The organism is Streptomyces sp. NPDC001851 (assembly GCF_040297165.1).
GTDB lineage: Bacteria > Actinomycetota > Actinomycetes > Streptomycetales > Streptomycetaceae > Streptomyces.
The window spans coordinates 124,190-142,494 of record NZ_JBEOYR010000016.1 but is presented as its reverse complement, the minus strand read 5'-3'; the positions used below and the strand labels follow the sequence as shown (position 1 = coordinate 142,494).

Here is an 18,305-nt window from a genome sequence, read left to right as displayed (position 1 = left end):
TTCGGTGCATGTCGTACTCGCCGGCGGGGGCACCGCGGGCCACATCGAGCCCGCGCTCGCCCTCGCGGACGCCCTGCGCAGGCAGGACCCGACCGTGGGGATCACGGCCCTGGGCACGGAACGCGGACTGGAGACCCGGCTCGTCCCGGAGCGCGGCTACGAGCTGGCGCTGATCCCCGCGGTGCCGCTGCCCCGCAAGCCAACCCCCGAGCTGATCACCGTTCCGGGCCGGCTGCGCGGCACGATCAAGGCCGCCGAGCAGATCCTGGAACGCACCAAGGCGGACGTCGTGGTCGGCTTTGGCGGCTATGTCGCCCTGCCCGGCTATCTGGCCGCCAAGCGGCTCGGCGTGCCCATCGTGATCCACGAGGCGAACGCCCGCCCGGGCCTGGCCAACAAGATCGGCTCCCGGTACGCCGCCCGGGTCGCCGTCTCCACGCCGGACAGCAAGCTGCGTGACGCCCGCTACATCGGCATCCCGCTGCGCCGTTCCATCGCCACCCTGGACCGCGCCGCCGCCCGCCCCGAGGGCCGCCACCGGTTCGGCCTCGACCCGAACCTGCCCACGCTGCTCGTCTCCGGCGGCTCCCAGGGCGCCCGGCGGCTGAACGAGGTCGTCCAGCAGGTCGCGCCCTGGCTCCAGCAGGCGGGCATCCAGATCCTGCACGCGGTCGGCCCGAAGAACGAACTGCCACAGGTGCAGCAGATGCCGGGGATGCCCCCCTATGTCCCGGTAAGTTACCTGGACCGGATGGACCTCGCGTACGCCGCGGCCGACATGATGCTCTGCCGCGCGGGCGCGATGACCGTCGCCGAACTCTCCGCCGTCGGACTCCCGGCCGCCTACGTCCCGCTGCCCATCGGCAACGGCGAACAGCGGCTCAACGCCCAGCCGGTGGTCAAGGCCGGCGGCGGACTCCTCGTCGACGACGCGGAGCTGACGCCCGAGTGGGTGCAGCAGAACGTCCTGCCCGTGCTCGCCGACCCGCACCGGCTGTACGAGATGTCCCGCGCGGCAAGCGAGTTCGGCCGCCGGGACGCCGACGAGCTGCTCGTCGGCATGGTGTACGAGGCGATCGCCTCGCGCCGTTAGGACCGTATGACGAAAGGGCAGTGAGGGTGGCCGGACCGACTACCGCCGAGCGCGGTGAACGCCAGCAGAAGTCGTCCGGCCCGCCGCCCGGCCGACGGTCCGGGAAACTGCGCCTTCGTACGATCGTCATCCTGGCTGTGGCCGGCGCCGTACTCCTCGGCGCCGGTGTGACCTGGGTGTTGTACGGCTCGTCCTGGCTGCGCGTCGACCACGTGTCGGTGTCCGGCACGCGCGTGCTGACGTCCGCCGAGGTGCGCGACGCGGCGGCCGTGCCGGTCGGGGCACCGATGATTTCCGTCGACACCGGGGGCATCGAGGCCCGATTGCGCCGGAAACTGCCCCGGATCGACACGGTTGACGTGGTCCGTTCCTGGCCCCATGGAATCGGGCTGAAAGTGACCGAGCGCACTCCGGTTCTGCTGCTCCGAAAGGGCGGGAACTTCACCGAAGTCGATGACGAAGGTGTCCGGTTCGCTACGGTTTCGCAGGCGCCGAATGCCGTTCCGATGCTGGAATTGTCCGTCTCCCGCACGGGTTCCGGCGCCGCCGGCTTCCGGCGTTTCGGCACCGACCGGCTGGTGCGCGAGGCGGTCCGGGTGGCCGGCGATCTGCCGGCCGCCGTGGCGAAGCGGACCCGGACCGTCCAAGTCCGTTCCTTCGACGCCGTCTCGCTGGTGCTGGCCGACGGCCGCACGGTCCTGTGGGGCAGCGGCGAGAACGGCCGCGCCAAGGCACGGACCCTCACAGCTCTCATGAAAGCAGCTCCCGGCGCGCGGCACTTCGATGTCAGCGTCCCCACCGCCCCTGCGTCATCGCGGAGTTGACGCACATCAGCGCAGGCCAGCACCCTGGTTGGGCACTGCTACGGCTGATCACATAGGGTGAAAAGAAAAACGGGAGGTTCGGCGTGTTCGTTGAACGGGCGCCACTTGTCGACTTAGTGTCCTGTTCAGAAGACTCCAGGGAACAGACACACTGGTAACCCTAAACTTCAGGGTTAGGGTTCGGGTCGGCGCTACGGACCGTCCCATTCGGCATCCGTCGTCCCGGCGCGGGGCACCGCACGGCGGCGACAACGTAATTCGAGGCGAGAGGCCTTCGACGTGGCAGCACCGCAGAACTACCTCGCAGTCATCAAGGTCATCGGTGTCGGCGGCGGTGGTGTCAATGCCATCAACCGGATGATCGAGGTCGGTCTCAAGGGTGTCGAGTTCATCGCCATCAACACCGACGCACAGGCGCTGTTGATGAGCGACGCCGACGTCAAGCTCGACGTCGGCCGGGAACTCACCCGCGGACTCGGCGCCGGAGCCAACCCGGCCGTCGGCCGCAAGGCCGCCGAGGACCACCGCGAGGAGATCGAGGAGGTCCTCAAGGGGGCCGACATGGTCTTCGTGACGGCCGGTGAAGGCGGCGGCACCGGCACCGGCGGCGCACCCGTCGTGGCCAACATCGCGCGCTCCCTCGGCGCCCTCACCATCGGCGTGGTCACGCGCCCGTTCACCTTCGAGGGACGGCGCCGCGCGAACCAGGCCGAGGACGGCATCGCCGAGCTGCGCGAAGAGGTCGACACCCTCATCGTGATCCCCAACGACCGGCTGCTGTCCATCTCGGACCGCCAGGTCTCGGTCCTGGACGCCTTCAAGTCCGCCGACCAGGTCCTGCTCTCCGGTGTCCAGGGCATCACCGACCTCATCACCACCCCCGGCCTGATCAACCTCGACTTCGCCGATGTGAAGTCGGTCATGTCCGAGGCCGGTTCGGCGCTCATGGGCATCGGCTCGGCCCGCGGCGACGACCGCGCGGTGGCCGCCGCCGAGATGGCGATCTCCTCGCCGCTGCTGGAGGCGTCCATCGACGGCGCCCGCGGCGTGCTGCTCTCCATCTCCGGCGGCTCCGACCTCGGCCTGTTCGAGATCAACGAGGCCGCCCAGCTGGTCAGCGAGGCCGCCCACCCCGAGGCCAACATCATCTTCGGCGCGGTCATCGACGACGCCCTCGGCGACGAGGTCCGGGTCACCGTGATCGCGGCCGGCTTCGACGGCGGCCAGCCGCCGGCCCGCCGGGACAACGTCCTCGGCTCGGCCTCGGCTTCGACGGCCCCCCGTCGCGAGGAGCCGGCCCCGGCCCGGCCGGCCGAGCCCAGCAGGCCGGCCTTCGGCTCGCTCGGCAGCGTGACGCCCAAGGAGGAGCCGGAGCCGGCGCCCGAGCCGGTGCCCGACCTCCCGGTCGCCCCGCCGGTGACGCCGGCGCCGCGGACCTACTCGGACAGTACGGCCGAGGAGCTGGACGTTCCGGACTTCCTCAAGTGATAGGACGGCGCGAGAGCGTGAGCGGCGCGCACTTCGCCTTCACCGACCGGTGGGGCGGGGTGAGCGCCGCTCCGTATGAGGAGCTGAATCTGGGCGGCGCGGTCGGCGACGCCCCGGAGGCCGTGCGGGCCAACCGGGACATCGCCGCCAAGTCGCTCGGCCTCGACGCGGGCCGGGTCGTCTGGATGAACCAGATGCACGGCGCCGACGTGGCCGTGGTGGACGAGCCCTGGGGCGACCGCCCGGTCCCGCAGGTCGACGCGATCGTCACCACCCGCCGCGGACTCGCCCTCGCCGTCCTCACCGCCGACTGCGTGCCGGTGCTGCTGGCCGATCCCGTCGCCGGGGTCGTGGCGGCCGCCCACGCCGGACGGCCCGGCATGGTCAAGGGGGTCGTCCCCGCCGCCGTACGGGCCATGGCCGGACTCGGTGCCGAGCCCGGCCGGATCGTCGCGCGCACCGGACCGGCCGTCTGCGGGCGGTGCTACGAGGTGCCGGAGGCGATGCGGGCCGAAGTGGCCGCCGTCGAGCCGGCGGCGCACGCTGAGACGAGCTGGGGTACGCCGGCGGTCGACGTGAGCGCCGGGGTGCACGCGCAGCTCGACCGGCTCGGGGTGTGCGACCGGGCGCAGTCACCGGTGTGCACGCTGGAGTCGGACGATCACTTCTCGTACCGCCGTGACCGCACGACCGGGCGGCTCGCGGGCTATGTGTGGCTGGACTGATGGGGCATGACGGACCGTAAGACCGAACTCGCCGGAAATCTGGCGAAAGTGGAGGAGCGCATCACCGCCGCGTGCGTGGCGGCGGGGCGCGAGCGGGAGGAGGTGACCCTGATCGTGGTCACCAAGACCTACCCGGCGAGCGATGTGCGGATCCTGTCGGAACTCGGTGTGCGCCATGTCGCCGAGAACCGTGACCAGGACGCGGCTCCGAAGGCCGCCGCGTGCGCCGATCTGCCACTGAAATGGCACTTTGTCGGTCAATTGCAGACCAACAAGGTGCGTTCGGTGGTCGGTTACGCCGATGTCGTGCAGTCCGTCGACCGCGCCCGGCTCATCACCGCGCTGTCGAAGGAGGCGGTGCGGGCGGAGCGCGAGGTCGGCTGCCTGATCCAGGTCGCGCTGGACGCGGGCGTGAGCGGTCGGGGGGAGCGCGGAGGCGTCTCCCCGGACGGAATCGAAGAGTTGGCCGACCTCGTCGGCGAGGCGCCGGGGCTGCGGCTCGACGGACTGATGACCGTCGCCCCGCTCACCGGGGAGTACGCGGGACGCGAACGGGAGGCGTTTCAGCGGCTCATGGATTTGTCGACTGACCTGCGCCGAGCCCATCCGGCTGCAACCATGGTGTCAGCAGGGATGAGTGCGGACCTCGAACAGGCCGTGGCCGCCGGGGCGACACATGTGCGCGTCGGCACTGCGGTACTCGGAGTCCGCCCCAGGCTCGGGTAACGTCGCCAGGAAGTCGGACCACAGCAGAAAATATGGTCAGTACCTGCGAAGGCGGGCACAACGACCACGTGGATCGCGGGCACTTGGCAGTCGTCAGCCGATCCACCACAGAGCGGAGGACTCAGAGCATGGCCGGCGCGATGCGCAAGATGGCGGTCTACCTCGGCCTCGTGGAGGACGATGGGTACGACGGCCGCGGATTCGACCCCGACGACGACTTCGAACCCGAGTTGGACCCGGAGCCCGAGCGGGACCACCGACGGCATGAATCGTCACACTCGTCGCACAGCGCACATCAGCCCCAAAGGGATGAAGAAGTGCGAATCGTGCAACCGCCCGCGCCGCGTGAGCCGGTGGCCCGTTCTACGGCGCTCGCCGCGGAAACCGGACGTCCGGCGCGCATCGCGCCCGTGGCATCCATCACACAAGAACGTCAGTCCCTCGAGAAGAACGCACCGGTGATCATGCCCAAGGTTGTGTCCGAGCGAGAGCCTTACCGGATCACCACGCTTCACCCCCGGACCTACAACGAAGCCCGTACCATCGGGGAACACTTCCGTGAGGGCACCCCAGTGATCATGAATCTGACTGAGATGGATGACACAGACGCGAAGCGACTTGTCGACTTTGCGGCCGGTTTGGTGTTTGGTCTTCACGGCAGCATCGAGCGGGTGACGCAGAAGGTGTTCCTGTTGTCTCCTGCTAACGTCGATGTCACGGCGGAGGACAAGGCCCGCATCGCAGAGGGCGGGTTCTTCAACCAGAGCTGAGACGCAACAACCGGATCGAGGCTCGGAAGAGCATGGAACAGGGGAGAGGGAAGCGCAGGCCATGAGCGTGTTCGTCACGGTGGTCCACACCGCGCTGCTGGTGTTCCTCGCCGTGCTCATCTTCCGGCTGGTCATGGATTACGTGTTCCAGTTCGCCCGCTCGTGGCAACCCGGCAAGGCGATGGTGGTCGTACTGGAGGCCACCTACACTGTCACCGATCCACCGCTGAAGCTTCTGCGGCGGTTCATCCCGCCGCTGCGTCTCGGGGGCGTGGCGCTCGACCTGTCCTTCTTCGTACTGATGATCATCGTCTACATCCTCCTCTCGATCACGGGGAGCTTCGTGGGATGAGGATGGACGATACGGTCTTGCCGACTGCCGATGACTACGTTGAGGTGAAGAGATGCCGTTGACCCCCGAGGACGTGCGGAACAAGCAGTTCACGACCGTCCGCCTCCGAGAAGGCTATGACGAGGACGAGGTCGATGCCTTCCTCGACGAGGTCGAAGCCGAACTGACCCGTCTGCTCCGCGAGAACGAGGACCTGCGCGCCAAGCTGGCCGCGGCGACCCGTGCGGCCGCGCAGAACCAGCAGAACATGCGCAAGGGCCCGCCGGAGCAGGACCAGCAGCAGCATCCTCAGCAGCAGGGCATGCGAGGTCCCGGCCAGCCGGTGCCCGCCGGGATATCGGGCCCGCCGCAGCAGCAGATGGGCGGCCCCATGGGTGGCCCGCCCCAGCTGCCGAGCGGTGCCCCGCAGCTGCCCGCCGGTCCCGGCGGCCAGGGCGGCCCCCAGGGTCCCGGCCAGATGGGTCAGGGCCCGATGGGCCAGGGTCCGATGGGCCAGGGCCCGATGGGTCAGGGCCCGATGGGTGGTCAGCCGCCCATGCAGCAGCAGATGGGTGGCCCCATGGGTGGTCCCATGGGCGGCCCCGGTCCGATGGGCCAGGGTCCCGGTGGCGACAGTGCCGCCCGTGTCCTCTCGCTGGCCCAGCAGACCGCCGACCAGGCGATCGCCGAGGCCCGCTCCGAGGCCAACAAGATCGTCGGCGAGGCTCGCAGCCGCGCCGAGGGTCTGGAGCGTGACGCCCGTGCCAAGGCCGACGCCCTGGAGCGGGACGCGCAGGAGAAGCACCGCGTCGCGATGGGCTCCCTGGAGTCCGCCCGCGCCACGCTGGAGCGCAAGGTCGAGGACCTGCGCGGCTTCGAACGCGAGTACCGCACGCGCCTGAAGTCGTACCTGGAGTCCCAGCTGCGCCAGCTGGAGACCCAGGCCGACGACTCGCTGGCCCCGCCGCGGACCCCGGCCACCGCGTCTCTGCCGCCGTCCCCGGCGCCTTCCATGGCCCCGGCCGGCGCGAGCGCCCCGTCGTACGGCGGCAACCAGACGATGGGCGGCAACCCCGCCCCGTCCGCCCCGTCCTACGGTGGTCAGCAGCAGATGACCCCGGCCATGACCCAGCCCATGGCCCCGGTCCGTCCGCAGGGTCCGTCCCCGATGGGCCAGGCACCCTCGCCGATGCGCGGGTTCCTGATCGACGAGGACGACAACTGAGCACCGGGCACTAGTACGACAACGGCGTCGGCAGCGCTCAATAGGGCGGGCCCCTTGGACTTCGGTCCCGGGGGCCCGCCCTTTTTACGCGGGTTGCGTTCCTCGCCTTCCCCCGCGTCGCGTTCCTCGCACTTCAAGAAGGACTGACAGAAGGGCCCGGCCTCCTCAGTGGAGACCGGGCCCTTCGCGGAGCAGTCGGCGCTTACGCCTTGCGCAGCCGGAACGTCAGCGCCAGTCCCTCGTCGGTGAACGGCTCGCCGTAGCCGGCGTCGGCCTCACCCTGCTGGAAGTCCGTCGACAGGACCTCCTCGGCGATCAGTCCCGTGTGCTCGCTGAGCGCGGCGACCACCGCCGGGTCCGTGGACGTCCACCGCAGGGCGATCCGGTCGGCCACGTCCAACCCGCTGTTCTTGCGGGCCTCCTGGATCAGCCGGATCGCGTCACGGGCCAGGCCCGCCTGCCGCAGCTCCTCGGTGATCTCCAGGTCCAGCGCCACCGTGGCACCGGAGTCGGACGCCACCGACCAGCCCTCGCGCGGGGTTTCCGTGATGATCACCTCGTCCGGGGCGAGGGTGACCGTCTCACCGTCGACCTCCACGGAGGCCGTGCCCTCGCGCAGGGCGAGGGAGAGCGCGGCGGCGTCGGCACCGGCGATCGCCTTGGCCACGTCCTGCACCCGCTTGCCGAACCGCTTGCCCAGCGCACGGAAGTTGGCCTTCGCGGTGGTGTCCACCAGCGAGCCGCCCACCTCGGACAGCGACGCCAGCGCCGAGACGTTCAGCTCCTCGGTGATCTGCGTGTGCAGCTCCGGGTCCAGGGACTCGAAGCCGGTCGCCGCGATCAGCGCGCGGGACAGCGGCTGGCGCGTCTTGACGCCCGACTCCGCGCGCGTGGCCCGGCCCAGCTCCACCAGCCGGCGGACCAGGACCATCTGCCTGGACAGCTCCGGGTCGATGGCGGACAGGTCCGCCTCCGGCCAGGAGGCCAGGTGCACGGACTCCGGCGCGCCCGGGGTCACCGGCACGACCAGGTCCTGCCACACCCGCTCGGTGATGAACGGGGTGATCGGAGCCATCAGCTTGGTGACCGTCTCCAGCACCTCGTGCAGCGTGCGCAGCGCGGCCTTGTCGCCCTGCCAGAAGCGGCGCCGCGAGCGGCGGACGTACCAGTTGGACAGGTCGTCGACGAACGCGGACAGCAGCTTGCCGGCGCGCTGGGTGTCGTACGCCTCCAGCGCCTGCGTCACCTGGTCGGTGAGCGCGTGCAGCTCGGACAGCAGCCAGCGGTCCAGCACCGGGCGCTCGGCCGGGGCCGGGTCCGCCGCGGACGGCGCCCAGTTCGACGTACGGGCGTACAGCGCCTGGAAGGCCACCGTGTTCCAGTACGTCAGCAGGGTCTTGCGGACGACCTCCTGGATGGTGCCGTGGCCCACCCGGCGAGCCGCCCACGGGGAGCCGCCGGCCGCCATGAACCAGCGCACCGCGTCCGCGCCGTGCTGGTCCATGAGCGGGATCGGCTGCAGGATGTTGCCCAGGTGCTTGGACATCTTGCGGCCGTCCTCGGCGAGGATGTGGCCGAGGCAGACCACGTTCTCGTACGACGACTTGTCGAAGACCAGGGTGCCGACGGCCATCAGCGTGTAGAACCAGCCGCGGGTCTGGTCGATCGCCTCGGAGATGAACTGCGCCGGGTAGCGGCTCTCGAACAGCTCCTTGTTCTTGTACGGGTAGCCCCACTGCGCGAACGGCATCGAGCCCGAGTCGTACCAGGCGTCGATGACCTCGGGCACGCGCGTGGCCGTCTTGCCGCAGCCGTCGTGGCGGCAGGCGAAGGTGACCTCGTCGATGTACGGGCGGTGCGGGTCGAGCCCCGACTGGTCGGTGCCGGTCAGCTCGGTCAGCTCCGCGCGGGAGCCGACGCAGGTGAGGTGGTCGTCCTCGCAGCGCCAGATCGGCAGCGGGGTGCCCCAGTAGCGGTTGCGGGACAGCGCCCAGTCGATGTTGTTGTTCAGCCAGTCGCCGAACCGGCCGTGCTTGACCGTCGCCGGGAACCAGTTGGTCTTCTCGTTCTCCTGGATGAGGCGGTCCTTGATCGCCGTCGTGCGGATGTACCAGGAGGGCTGCGCGTAGTAGAGCAGCGCGGTGTGGCAGCGCCAGCAGTGCGGGTAGCTGTGCTCGTACGGGATGTGCTTGAAGAGGAGGCCGCGCTGCTGGAGGTCCTCGGTGAGCTTTTCGTCCGCCTTCTTGAAGAAGACGCCGCCGACCAGCGGGACGTCCTCCTCGAAGGTGCCGTCCGGGCGGACCGGGTTCACGACCGGCAGGCCGTAGGAACGGCACACCTTGAGGTCGTCCTCACCGAAGGCGGGGGACTGGTGGACCAGACCCGTACCGTCCTCGGTGGTGACGTAGTCGGCGTTGACCACGTAGTGGGCCGGTTCGGGGAACTCCACGAGTTCGAAGGGACGCTGGTACGTCCAGCGCTCCATCTCGGCGCCGGTGAAGGTCTGGCCGGTCGTCTCCCAGCCCTCGCCGAGCGCCTTGCCCACGAGCGGCTCGGCGACGACGAGCTTCTCCTCGCCGTTGGCCGCGACGACGTAGGTGACCTCCGGGTGCGCGGCGACCGCCGTGTTGGACACCAGGGTCCAGGGGGTCGTCGTCCACACCAGGAGCGCGGCCTCGCCGGCGAGCGGACCGGAGGTGAGCGGGAAGCGGACGTACACGGACGGGTCGACGACCGTCTCGTAGCCCTGCGCCAGCTCGTGGTCGGACAGGCCGGTGCCGCAGCGCGGGCACCAGGGGGCCACACGGTGGTCCTGGACCAGCAGGCCCTTGGTGAAGATCTCCTTCAGCGACCACCAGACCGACTCGATGTACTCGGGGGCCATCGTGACGTACGCGTCGTTGAGGTCGACCCAGTAGCCCATCCGGGTCGTGAGCGCTTCGAACGCGTCGGTGTGGCGGAGCACGGACTCCCGGCACTTGGCGTTGAACTCGGCGATGCCGTACGCCTCGATGTCCTGCTTGCCGGAGAAGCCGAGCTCCTTCTCGACCGTCAGCTCCACCGGGAGGCCGTGGCAGTCCCAGCCGGCCTTGCGGGCCACGTGGTAGCCGCGCATGGTGCGGAAGCGCGGGAAGACGTCCTTGAAGACGCGCGCCTCGATGTGGTGGGCGCCGGGCATGCCGTTGGCGGTGGGCGGGCCTTCGTAGAACACCCATTCAGGGCGGCCCTCGGACTGCTCCAGGCTCTTGGCGAAGATCTTCTGGTCGCGCCAGAAGTCGAGCACGGCGTGCTCAAGAGCGGGCAGGTCGACCTGTGCGGGCACCTGGCGGTACGTCGGCGCTGTCATCTGCGAGCATCCTCCAACGGACTTGCTGCCTTCCGTCGGAGGGACGAGAGCTTCGATCCTGCCTACGCCGTGTGCGGCGCGCTCCCGCGGTACCACCCTCCTTGGCCCTCCGTCGCGCCGTACGCGGCGGTGAGCCCCCTCATTGGGGTCGCGAAGCCGGTTCTACTCGCTCTCGCCCTGCGGCTGCGGCTTTCTTCCGGCGGCTCCGGGGTGATCTTCACGTCGCGCTCGCCCCCGGGCTCACACCGTCCCCGGGTCGCTCTCGGCCGCGTACGCCGCTACTCGTCCCCATCCACGCTTTTCGCTCCGCCCAGTGTACGGCGCCGCGCGGACAGCGGCCGACCGGATTTCCGTGCGGTGCCGCGGCGGGCGGTGCGAGGGGCCGGGATGACCCGAATGGCGAGGGGCGTGCGTCCGGGTCCGGTGAGGCCCGGCTCCGGCGGATTACCCGGCGGGGAGCTGGGCACAACGGAGGCAGGCTCGCTGCGCGGGGGTGCGGGCGGGCGAATCGGGCGGTGTGCCCCGTTGCCGCGGGACCCAAGTCGATTTATCGTCCCAGCACGATTCGCGAGCAAGATCACAATATGTGAAGGGGCCGCGGCCATGGTGGCGAAAAAGACCGCCGTACAGCAGCCGGCGACCGGCCGGCGCAGGGGCGCGGCTGCCTCCGGCGCGGCTGCGTCCGGCGGTGAGGCCAAGGGAGTGGCCGGGAAGAAGAGGGTGACCGGGGGGAAGGGCACCGGGGGAAAGGACGCCGGGGGAGCGGGCGCAGAGCAGGCCGCTGAGAAGGCGGTGGTGAAGGCGGTGGTGAAGAAGACGGCTGGGAGGGCGACGGCCGCCGCCGGGAGAACGGCCGGGAAGACGACCGCGAAGAAGACCGCGGCGAAGCAGACGGCCGCGAAGCAGACGGCCGTGAAGAAGGCCACGGCGAAGCAGACGGCTGCCGGGAAGAAGGCTGCCGGGAAGACCGCAGCCAAGGACAGCGCCGCCGAGAAGTCCGGGGCGAAGGCGGCGGCCGGCAAGAAGGCGCTGGTCAAGGAAGCGGCCGTCGAAAGACAGGCCGGAAAGAAGGCGGCCCCGGCTGCCAAGAGGGCGGCCCCGAAGGAAACGGCGGCCAAGACGGGCGCTGTCGGCGAACGCACGGCAAAGGACAAGACCGCCGCCGCCAAGGCACCGGCCGGGAAGGCGCCGGCGCCGGCTCAGAGGGCGCTCGCCGGCGAGGCGGTGGCGGACAGGGCGGCGGTTCCGAAGAAGCAGGTGTCCGGGAAGGCCGTCGGGGCGAGGACGGCGGCGAAGGCGAAGGGGGTGGCGGACGCGGAGGTGACGGCTGTCGAGAAGCCGGCGGTGAAGGAGGCCGTCGGGGCGAGGACGGCGGCGAAGGCGAAGGGGGTGGCGGACGCGGAGGTGACGGCTGTCGAGAAGCCGGCGGCGAAGGGGGCCGTCGGGACGAAGACCGCGGCGAAGGCGAAGGGGGTGGCGGAGGGGGCGGCCGTCGAGAAGCCGGCGGCGAAGGGGGCCGTCGGGACGAAGACCGCGGCGAAGGCGAAGGGGGTGGCGGAGGGGGCGGCCGTCGAGAAGCCGGCAATGAAGAAGGTGGGCGGCAGGAAGGCGGCCGCCGGGGGCGTCTCCACGGAGGCGGACCACACGAGCAGGGCCAAGAAGGCGGGCGCGGCGCGGGCCGCGAAGCAGACGGGAGCCACGACAGTGGTTGCGAAGAAGACTCCTGGCACGGCCACGGCGGAGACCGCCGTTCCCAAGGCGCGGGTCGCCGCGGCGGAGCCCGGCGAACTGGCGGTGCGCCCCGGCGAGGAACCCTGGACCCCGGAAGAGGTCGCGAAGGCCCGTGCCGAACTGCTGTCCGAGGTGGAGCGGCTGCAGAACGAGATCAGCTCCTCCGAGGCGTCCCTGGCGGGCCTGATGCGGGACTCCGGCGACGGCGCGGGGGACGACCAGGCCGACACCGGTACCAAGAACATCACGCGCGAGCACGAGCTGGCGCTGGCCGCCAACGCGCGCGAGATGCTGGTCCAGAACGAGCACGCCCTGGAGCGGCTGGACGCGGGTACCTACGGCCTGTGCGAGAACTGCGGCAACCCCATCGGCAAGGCCCGGATGCAGGCCTTCCCGCGGGCCACGCTGTGCGTGGAGTGCAAACAGAAGCAGGAACGCCGCTCCTGAGCGTGCCGGGCCGTGCCGTAGTCTCGTCCTCAGTCAGGCACCTAGGTTGAGGGACTCACGTGGCAGAGGCGGAGCGCATCATCGGTACGCCGGACACCCCGGACGACAGCGGCGAGCAGACGACGGTGGCCGGGGCGCACGAGCAGGCCCCGGCCCAGGTACGGGCCCGCCGCGGGCGCCGGATCGCCCTGCTGTTCGCGGTGGCCGCGTTCGCGTACGCCCTCGACCTGATCAGCAAGACGCTCGTGGTCGCCAAGCTGGAGGGGCACGAGCCGATCAAGCTGATCGGGGACTGGCTGGAGCTGAACGCCATCCGCAACCCGGGCGCGGCCTTCGGCTTCGGCGCGGCCTTCACGGTCATCTTCACGCTGATCGCCGCGGCCGTGATCGTGGTGATCATCCGTCTGGCACGCAAGCTCTACAGCTACCCCTGGGCCATCGCGCTCGGCCTGCTGCTCGGCGGCGCCCTCGGCAACCTCACCGACCGGATCTTCCGGTCGCCCGGCGTCTTCGAGGGCAAGGTCGTGGACTTCATCGCGCCCAAGGGCTTCGCCGTGTTCAACCTGGCGGACTCGGCGATCGTGTGCGGCGGCATCCTGATCGTGCTGCTGTCCTTCCGCGGCCTGGACCCGGACGGCACGGTCCACAAGGACTGAGCGCCGCCGTCCCGCGCCGGAGTTGTCCACAGGCGCGTTCGGGGCGGTCCGGCCCGTCCGGCATACTCGACGGGTGAGCACGATTCCCGAGATCCGTACCCTGCCCGTGCCCGACGGCCTGGAGGGCGAGCGCGTCGACGCCGCCATCTCCCGCATGTTCGGCTTCTCCCGCACGAAGGCGGCGGAGCTTGCCGCGGCCGGCAAGGTCCAGGTCGACGGCGCGGTGGTCGGCAAGTCCGAGCGGGTGCGCGGCGGCGCCTGGCTGGAGGTCGAGATGCCGCAGGCGCCCGCGCCGGTGCAGGTGGTCGCCGAGCCGGTCGAGGGCATGGAGATCGTGCACGACGACGAGGACGTGGTCGTGATCGTCAAGCCGGTCGGCGTGGCCGCGCACCCGTCCCCGGGCTGGTCCGGTCCGACGGTCATCGGCGGTCTCGCCGCCGCCGGGTACCGGATCTCCACCTCCGGCGCCGCCGAGCGCCAGGGCATCGTGCACCGCCTGGACGTCGGCACCTCGGGCCTGATGGTGGTCGCCAAGTCGGAGCGGGCGTACACGTCGCTCAAGCGCCAGTTCAAGGAGCGCACGGTCGACAAGCGCTACCACACCCTCGTCCAGGGCCACCCGGACCCGACGAGCGGCACGATCGACGCGCCGATCGGCCGCCACCCGAACCACGACTACAAGTGGGCGGTCACGGCCGACGGCAAGCCTTCCGTGACGCACTACGACCTGATCGAGGCGTTCCGCGCCGCCTCGCTGCTGGACGTGAAGCTGGAGACCGGCCGCACCCACCAGATCCGCGTCCACATGTCCGCCCACCGCCACCCCTGCGTCGGCGACCTCACCTACGGCGCCGACCCCACCCTCGCCAAGCGGCTGCGCCTGACCCGCCAGTGGCTGCACGCGGTGCGCCTCGGCTTCGAGCACCCTGGGGACGGCCAGTGGGTGGAGTTCGCCAGCGACTACCCCGAGGACCTGCAGAAGGCCCTCGACCAGGTCCGCGAGGACACCTACGCGTGAGCGCGCCGTACACCGTCCGGATCGCCGGGGGCCCCGCCGACCGTGAGGCCTGCTTCGCGGTCCGCAAGCAGGTCTTCGTCGTCGAACAGGGCGTCGCCGAGGACATCGAGTACGACGCCTACGACGCGGTCGCCGTGCATGTCCTGGCGGTCCGCGAGGACGGTGTGCCGCTCGGCACCGGGCGCCTGCTGTACGGCGAGGCCGCGGCGGCGAAGACGGGCGGGGACGTCTCGGTGGGCTCCCTGGGGCGGCTCGCCGTCTCCCGCGAGGCCCGCGGGCTCGGCGTCGGCGCAGCGCTGGTGCGGGCGATCGAGGACGCGGCACGCGCGCGTGGCCTCGCCGCGGTGGACCTGCACGCGCAGACCCACGCCCTGGGCTTCTACGAGCGCCTCGGTTACGCGGCGTACGGCCCGGAGTTCCCGGACGCCGGTATCCCGCACCGGGCGATGCGCCGCGCCCTGTAGGCGCCTGCCGGGCCGTCGGGCGGCGGGCGTTCCCGGCGCCCGGGTGGCAGGCTTGAGGCCTGCCGTGTGATCGTCGACCCCCGGAGCGCCGGCCGTGGATCAGTTGGCCCTGTTGTTCGTACTGCTGCTCGGGGCCCTGGTGAGCGTCCCGGTGGGGGACCGGTTCGGGGTTCCGGCGCCGGTGCTGATGACGCTGCTCGGCGGGGTCCTCGCGGTGGCCGACTTCGTGCCCAACGTGGACATCCCGCCGGACCTGATCCTGCCCGGGCTGCTCCCGCCGCTGCTCTACGCCGCCGTACGGCGCACCTCCTGGCGGCAGTTCGCGGCCAACGTCCGCCCGATCCTCCTGCTGGCCGTCGCCCTGGTGTTCGTGACGACGGTGTGCGTGGCGTTCGTCGCCAACGCCATCGTGCCGGGGCTGCCGATCGCCGCCGCCGTCGCGCTGGGCGCGCTGATCGCCCCGCCCGACCCGGTCGCCGCGACCAGCGTCGCCGGGCAGCTCGGGCTGCCGCGCCGCCTGGTGTCGATCCTGGAGGGCGAGGGTCTCTTCAACGACGTCACGGCCATCGTGCTGTACCACGTGGCGATCGCCGCGGCCGTGAGCGGTTCGTTCTCGCCGTGGGAGGCCGGCCTGGACCTGGTGCTGTCCGCCGTCGTCGCGGTGGCCGTGGGCCTGGTGCTCGGCTGGGGCGCGAACAGGCTGATGGACCTGCTGGGCGATCCGACCCTGCAGATCGGCATGACCCTACTGGTGCCGTACGCCTCGTACGTGCTCGCCGAGAAGCTGCACGGCTCGGGGGTGCTCGCGGTGCTCACCACGGCTCTCTTCCTCGCCGAGTACGCCACCGACGCCGACGACGTGATGACCCGGCTGGCCGGGCACACCTTCTGGGACATCATCGACACCCTCGTCACGGGCGTCGCCTTCGGGCTCATCGGCCTGGAGCTGCACAACGCCATCCGCACGGCCCAGGGGCGGTGGGGCGAGATGCTCGGCTGGGCCGCCGCCGTCGTGGGCGTGGTGATCGTCGTACGGCTGCTGTGGCTGCTGCCGGCGACCTGGCTGACCAAGCGGCTGCACGCGCGGCGGGACTACGACGAGGAGATCCCGGTGAGCTGGCGGGAGACCCTCGTGATGTGGTGGTCCGGGATGCGCGGGGTGGCCTCGGTGGCGCTGGCGCTGGCCGTTCCGCTGAAGACCGCTGACGGCTCCCGGTTCCCCGACCGGGACGAGATCATCTTCATCGCCTTCGGGGTGATCATCGTCACACTGGTCCTGCAGGGGCTCACCCTGCCGTCGCTGGTGAGGTGGCTCGGAGTGCGGGCCGACTCGGAACGGGAGAAGGAGTTCGAGAAGGAGCTGGCGGTGCGGGCGGCCAAGGCGGCCAAGCGCCGGCTGCGGGAGATCGAGCAGGTGGAGGACCTGCCCGAGGACCTGTCCGAGCAGATGCTGCGGCGCGCCTTCGACATCGGGATCCGGATCAGTCCCGACATGGGGGAGGAGGAGCGCAGGGAGGCGCAGCACCAGCGGGCCCGGCGGCTGAAGCGGGTGCGGCGCATCCAGAACGAGATGCTGAGCGCGGCCCGGCACGAGGTGCTGGCGGCCCGCAGCGAACCGGGGGCGGATCCGGAGATCGTGGACCGGGTGCTCCGGCATCTGGACGTGCGGAGCCTGCGGTGATCACGGCCATGACTGGTGGTCCTTGCGGAGCAGGACGCGGTCGGGGGCGGGGAGGCGCTGCGGCGGGAGCACCGCGTCGGAGTGGTTGACGCGGGGAAGCGCATAGGGGTGCTCGGCCACCAGCCAGGTGATCATCTGCTCGCGGACCGTGACCCGCACCGTCCAGATGTCGTCCGCGTCCTTCGCGGTCACCAGGGCGCGCACCTGGATGGTGTTGGGTGTGCTGTCCGTCACCACCAGGCCGTAGGCGCGGCCGTCCCACGCCGGGCACTGGCGCAGGATGTCGCGCAGCTTCTCGCGCATCGCCTCGACGGGCGCGCTGTGGTCGAGGTGCCAGTAGACGATGCCCGTCATCTGCGGGGTCCCGCGTGACCAGTTCTCGAAGGGTTTGGAGGTGAAGTACGACACCGGCATGGTGATCCGCCGCTCGTCCCAGGTCCGTACCGTCAGAAAGGTCAGCGTGATCTCCTCCACCGTGCCCCATTCGCCGTCCACGACGACCGTGTCGCCGATGCGCACCATGTCACCGAAGGCGATCTGCAGCCCGGCGAACATGTTGGACAGGGTCGACTGGGCGGCCACACCGGCGATGGCGGCGATGATGCCCGCCGAAGCGAGCAGGGAGGCCCCGGCCGCGCGCATCGCGGGGAACGTCAGCAGCATGGCGGCGACCGCCACGACGATCACGATCGCGGACACCACCCGCATGATCAGCTCCACCTGCGTACGCACCCTGCGCACCCGGGCGGGGTCCCGGTGCGCGCGGGCGTAGCGGCTGTAGGTGGTCTCGACGATCGCCGCCGCGATCCGGATCACCAGCCAGGCGACGGAGCCGATCAGCACCAGCGTCAGCGTCCGGCCGATGCCGGCCTGGTGCCGCTCCAGCAGTTTCGCCTGGTCGTACGACCCTCGCAGCAGCGCGGCGCACAGCACGAGCTGGTAGGGGACGCGGCCACGCCGCAGCAGCCCCCACAGCGGGGTGTCGCGGTCGCGCGCGTCGGCCTTGCACAGCAGCCGGTCGGTGGCCCAGCCGACGGCCAGGGTGATCAGCACCGAGCCGCCGATCACGATCACAGGTCGGAGCAGGTTCTCCATGCCTCCGCTTCTAACCGGCGCTCCGCGGCCATGAACATGTGAGTTCGGCGGGTTCGTGGGTACGGCGGCTCCGGCGGCGGCGCCCCGGCTGGCACCATGGCCTCATGAACATCATGCTTTTTCACTCGACCTACGGCCTCAGGCCCGCGGTGCGCGACGCCGCGGACCGGCTGCGCATGGCGGGCCACGAGGTGTGGACGCCCGACCTCTTCGAGGGGCGCACGTTCGGCACCGTCGAGGAGGGCATGGAGTTCAACGAGCGGATCGGCAAGGAGGAGCTGCTGAAGCGGGCCGTGCTGGCGGCGGCGCCGTACTCGGAGCGGGGGCTGGTGTACGCCGGGTTCTCGCTCGGCGCCTCCATCGCCCAGACCCTCGCCCTCGGCGACGACAAGGCACGCGGGCTGCTGCTCCTGCACGGCACGTCGGACATCGCGCCGACCGCGCACGTGGACGGGCTGCCGGTGCAGCTGCATGTGGCCGAGCCGGACCCGTTCGAGACGGACGACTGGCTGAGCGCCTGGTATCTGCAGATGGGCCGGACCGGAGCCGATGTGGAGGTCTACCGCTACGCCGGCGCCGGGCACCTCTACACCGACCCCGAGCTGCCGGACTACGACCGGGAGGCCGCCGAGGCCACCTGGCGGGTGGCGCTCGGCTTCCTCGACAGCCTGCAGTCGGTGTAGCC

The 18,305-nt window shown here is 70.9% G+C and carries 16 protein-coding genes; 14 read left to right on the top strand and 2 right to left on the bottom strand.

The genetic code is table 11. From position 1 onward, the window contains the following. The first annotated feature begins 4 nt into the window (after window positions 1–4). The 8 genes from murG to ABT171_RS24250 all read left to right on the top strand — a co-directional run bounded on the left by murG (window position 5) and on the right by ABT171_RS24250 (window position 7,182). Complete coding sequence (murG, locus tag ABT171_RS24285; RefSeq protein ID WP_351247096.1) at window positions 5–1,093, top strand: undecaprenyldiphospho-muramoylpentapeptide beta-N-acetylglucosaminyltransferase; 1,089 nt, start codon at window positions 5–7, stop codon at window positions 1,091–1,093. A gap of 26 nt (window positions 1,094–1,119) precedes the next feature. Further along, window positions 1,120–1,917 carry a cell division protein FtsQ/DivIB gene (locus tag ABT171_RS24280; RefSeq protein ID WP_351247094.1) on the top strand — a complete coding sequence of 266 codons (798 nt, stop codon included), beginning with the start codon at window positions 1,120–1,122 and terminating at the stop codon, window positions 1,915–1,917. 279 nt (window positions 1,918–2,196) lie between these two features. Continuing rightward, window positions 2,197–3,405: a cell division protein FtsZ gene (gene ftsZ, locus ABT171_RS24275; protein WP_351247092.1), complete on the top strand. Its 1,209-nt coding sequence runs from the start codon at window positions 2,197–2,199 to the stop codon at window positions 3,403–3,405. Then, window positions 3,402–4,130: a peptidoglycan editing factor PgeF gene (gene pgeF, locus ABT171_RS24270; RefSeq protein ID WP_351247090.1), complete on the top strand. Its 729-nt coding sequence runs from the start codon at window positions 3,402–3,404 to the stop codon at window positions 4,128–4,130. The genes ftsZ and pgeF overlap by 4 nt, the downstream gene beginning before the upstream one ends. 6 nt (window positions 4,131–4,136) lie before the next feature. Then, window positions 4,137–4,856: a YggS family pyridoxal phosphate-dependent enzyme gene (locus ABT171_RS24265; protein WP_351247088.1), complete on the top strand. Its 720-nt coding sequence runs from the start codon at window positions 4,137–4,139 to the stop codon at window positions 4,854–4,856. Between the two features lie 128 nt (window positions 4,857–4,984). Further along, window positions 4,985–5,626 carry a cell division protein SepF gene (locus ABT171_RS24260; protein ID WP_351247086.1) on the top strand — a complete coding sequence of 214 codons (642 nt, stop codon included), beginning with the start codon at window positions 4,985–4,987 and terminating at the stop codon, window positions 5,624–5,626. Between the two features lie 61 nt (window positions 5,627–5,687). Beyond that, on the top strand, window positions 5,688–5,978 hold the full coding sequence (locus tag ABT171_RS24255; RefSeq protein WP_351247084.1) for a YggT family protein: 291 nt from the start codon (window positions 5,688–5,690) through the stop codon (window positions 5,976–5,978). A 52-nt stretch (window positions 5,979–6,030) separates the two neighbouring features. Then, on the top strand, window positions 6,031–7,182 hold the full coding sequence (locus ABT171_RS24250; protein WP_351247082.1) for a DivIVA domain-containing protein: 1,152 nt from the start codon (window positions 6,031–6,033) through the stop codon (window positions 7,180–7,182). 202 nt (window positions 7,183–7,384) lie between these two features. Here the strand turns inward: ABT171_RS24250 and ileS are convergent, their stop codons facing one another. After that, complete coding sequence (ileS, locus tag ABT171_RS24245; protein WP_351247080.1) at window positions 7,385–10,528, bottom strand: isoleucine--tRNA ligase; 3,144 nt, start codon at window positions 10,526–10,528, stop codon at window positions 7,385–7,387. A 603-nt stretch (window positions 10,529–11,131) separates the two neighbouring features. Here ileS and ABT171_RS24240 point away from each other — a divergent pair. The 5 genes from ABT171_RS24240 (at window position 11,132) to ABT171_RS24220 (ending at window position 16,525) form a co-directional block, all read left to right on the top strand. Then, on the top strand, window positions 11,132–12,706 hold the full coding sequence (locus ABT171_RS24240) for a TraR/DksA C4-type zinc finger protein (protein WP_351247078.1): 1,575 nt from the start codon (window positions 11,132–11,134) through the stop codon (window positions 12,704–12,706). A gap of 59 nt (window positions 12,707–12,765) precedes the next feature. Beyond that, entirely contained in the window at window positions 12,766–13,362 is a 597-nt protein-coding gene (gene lspA / locus ABT171_RS24235) for a signal peptidase II (protein WP_351247076.1), read from the top strand. 73 nt (window positions 13,363–13,435) lie between these two features. After that, complete coding sequence (locus tag ABT171_RS24230; RefSeq protein WP_351247074.1) at window positions 13,436–14,380, top strand: RluA family pseudouridine synthase; 945 nt, start codon at window positions 13,436–13,438, stop codon at window positions 14,378–14,380. Further along, entirely contained in the window at window positions 14,377–14,844 is a 468-nt protein-coding gene (locus ABT171_RS24225) for a GNAT family N-acetyltransferase (protein WP_351247072.1), read from the top strand. The genes ABT171_RS24230 and ABT171_RS24225 overlap by 4 nt, the downstream gene beginning before the upstream one ends. 94 nt (window positions 14,845–14,938) lie before the next feature. Then, complete coding sequence (locus tag ABT171_RS24220; RefSeq protein ID WP_351247070.1) at window positions 14,939–16,525, top strand: Na+/H+ antiporter; 1,587 nt, start codon at window positions 14,939–14,941, stop codon at window positions 16,523–16,525. Here ABT171_RS24220 and ABT171_RS24215 read toward each other — a convergent pair whose 3' ends face one another. Beyond that, window positions 16,526–17,620: a mechanosensitive ion channel family protein gene (locus ABT171_RS24215; protein ID WP_351247068.1), complete on the bottom strand. Its 1,095-nt coding sequence runs from the start codon at window positions 17,618–17,620 to the stop codon at window positions 16,526–16,528. Window positions 17,621–17,724: 104 nt separating this feature from the next. Here ABT171_RS24215 and ABT171_RS24210 point away from each other — a divergent pair, with 104 nt between their 5' ends. After that, window positions 17,725–18,303, top strand: coding sequence for a dienelactone hydrolase family protein (locus tag ABT171_RS24210; protein ID WP_351247066.1), 579 nt, complete (start codon window positions 17,725–17,727; stop codon window positions 18,301–18,303). Window positions 18,304–18,305 lie beyond the last annotated feature (2 nt).

Coding starts and splice junctions, on each gene's coding strand:
- ileS (WP_351247080.1), bottom strand. CDS start 10,528: ATGACAGCGCCGACGTACCGCCAGGTGCCCGCACAGGTCGACCTGCCC.
- ABT171_RS24240 (WP_351247078.1), top strand. CDS start 11,132: ATGGTGGCGAAAAAGACCGCCGTACAGCAGCCGGCGACCGGCCGGCGC.
- ABT171_RS24215 (WP_351247068.1), bottom strand. CDS start 17,620: ATGGAGAACCTGCTCCGACCTGTGATCGTGATCGGCGGCTCGGTGCTG.
- ABT171_RS24255 (WP_351247084.1), top strand. CDS start 5,688: ATGAGCGTGTTCGTCACGGTGGTCCACACCGCGCTGCTGGTGTTCCTC.
- ABT171_RS24250 (WP_351247082.1), top strand. CDS start 6,031: ATGCCGTTGACCCCCGAGGACGTGCGGAACAAGCAGTTCACGACCGTC.
- ABT171_RS24265 (WP_351247088.1), top strand. CDS start 4,137: ATGACGGACCGTAAGACCGAACTCGCCGGAAATCTGGCGAAAGTGGAG.
- ABT171_RS24210 (WP_351247066.1), top strand. CDS start 17,725: ATGAACATCATGCTTTTTCACTCGACCTACGGCCTCAGGCCCGCGGTG.
- ABT171_RS24260 (WP_351247086.1), top strand. CDS start 4,985: ATGGCCGGCGCGATGCGCAAGATGGCGGTCTACCTCGGCCTCGTGGAG.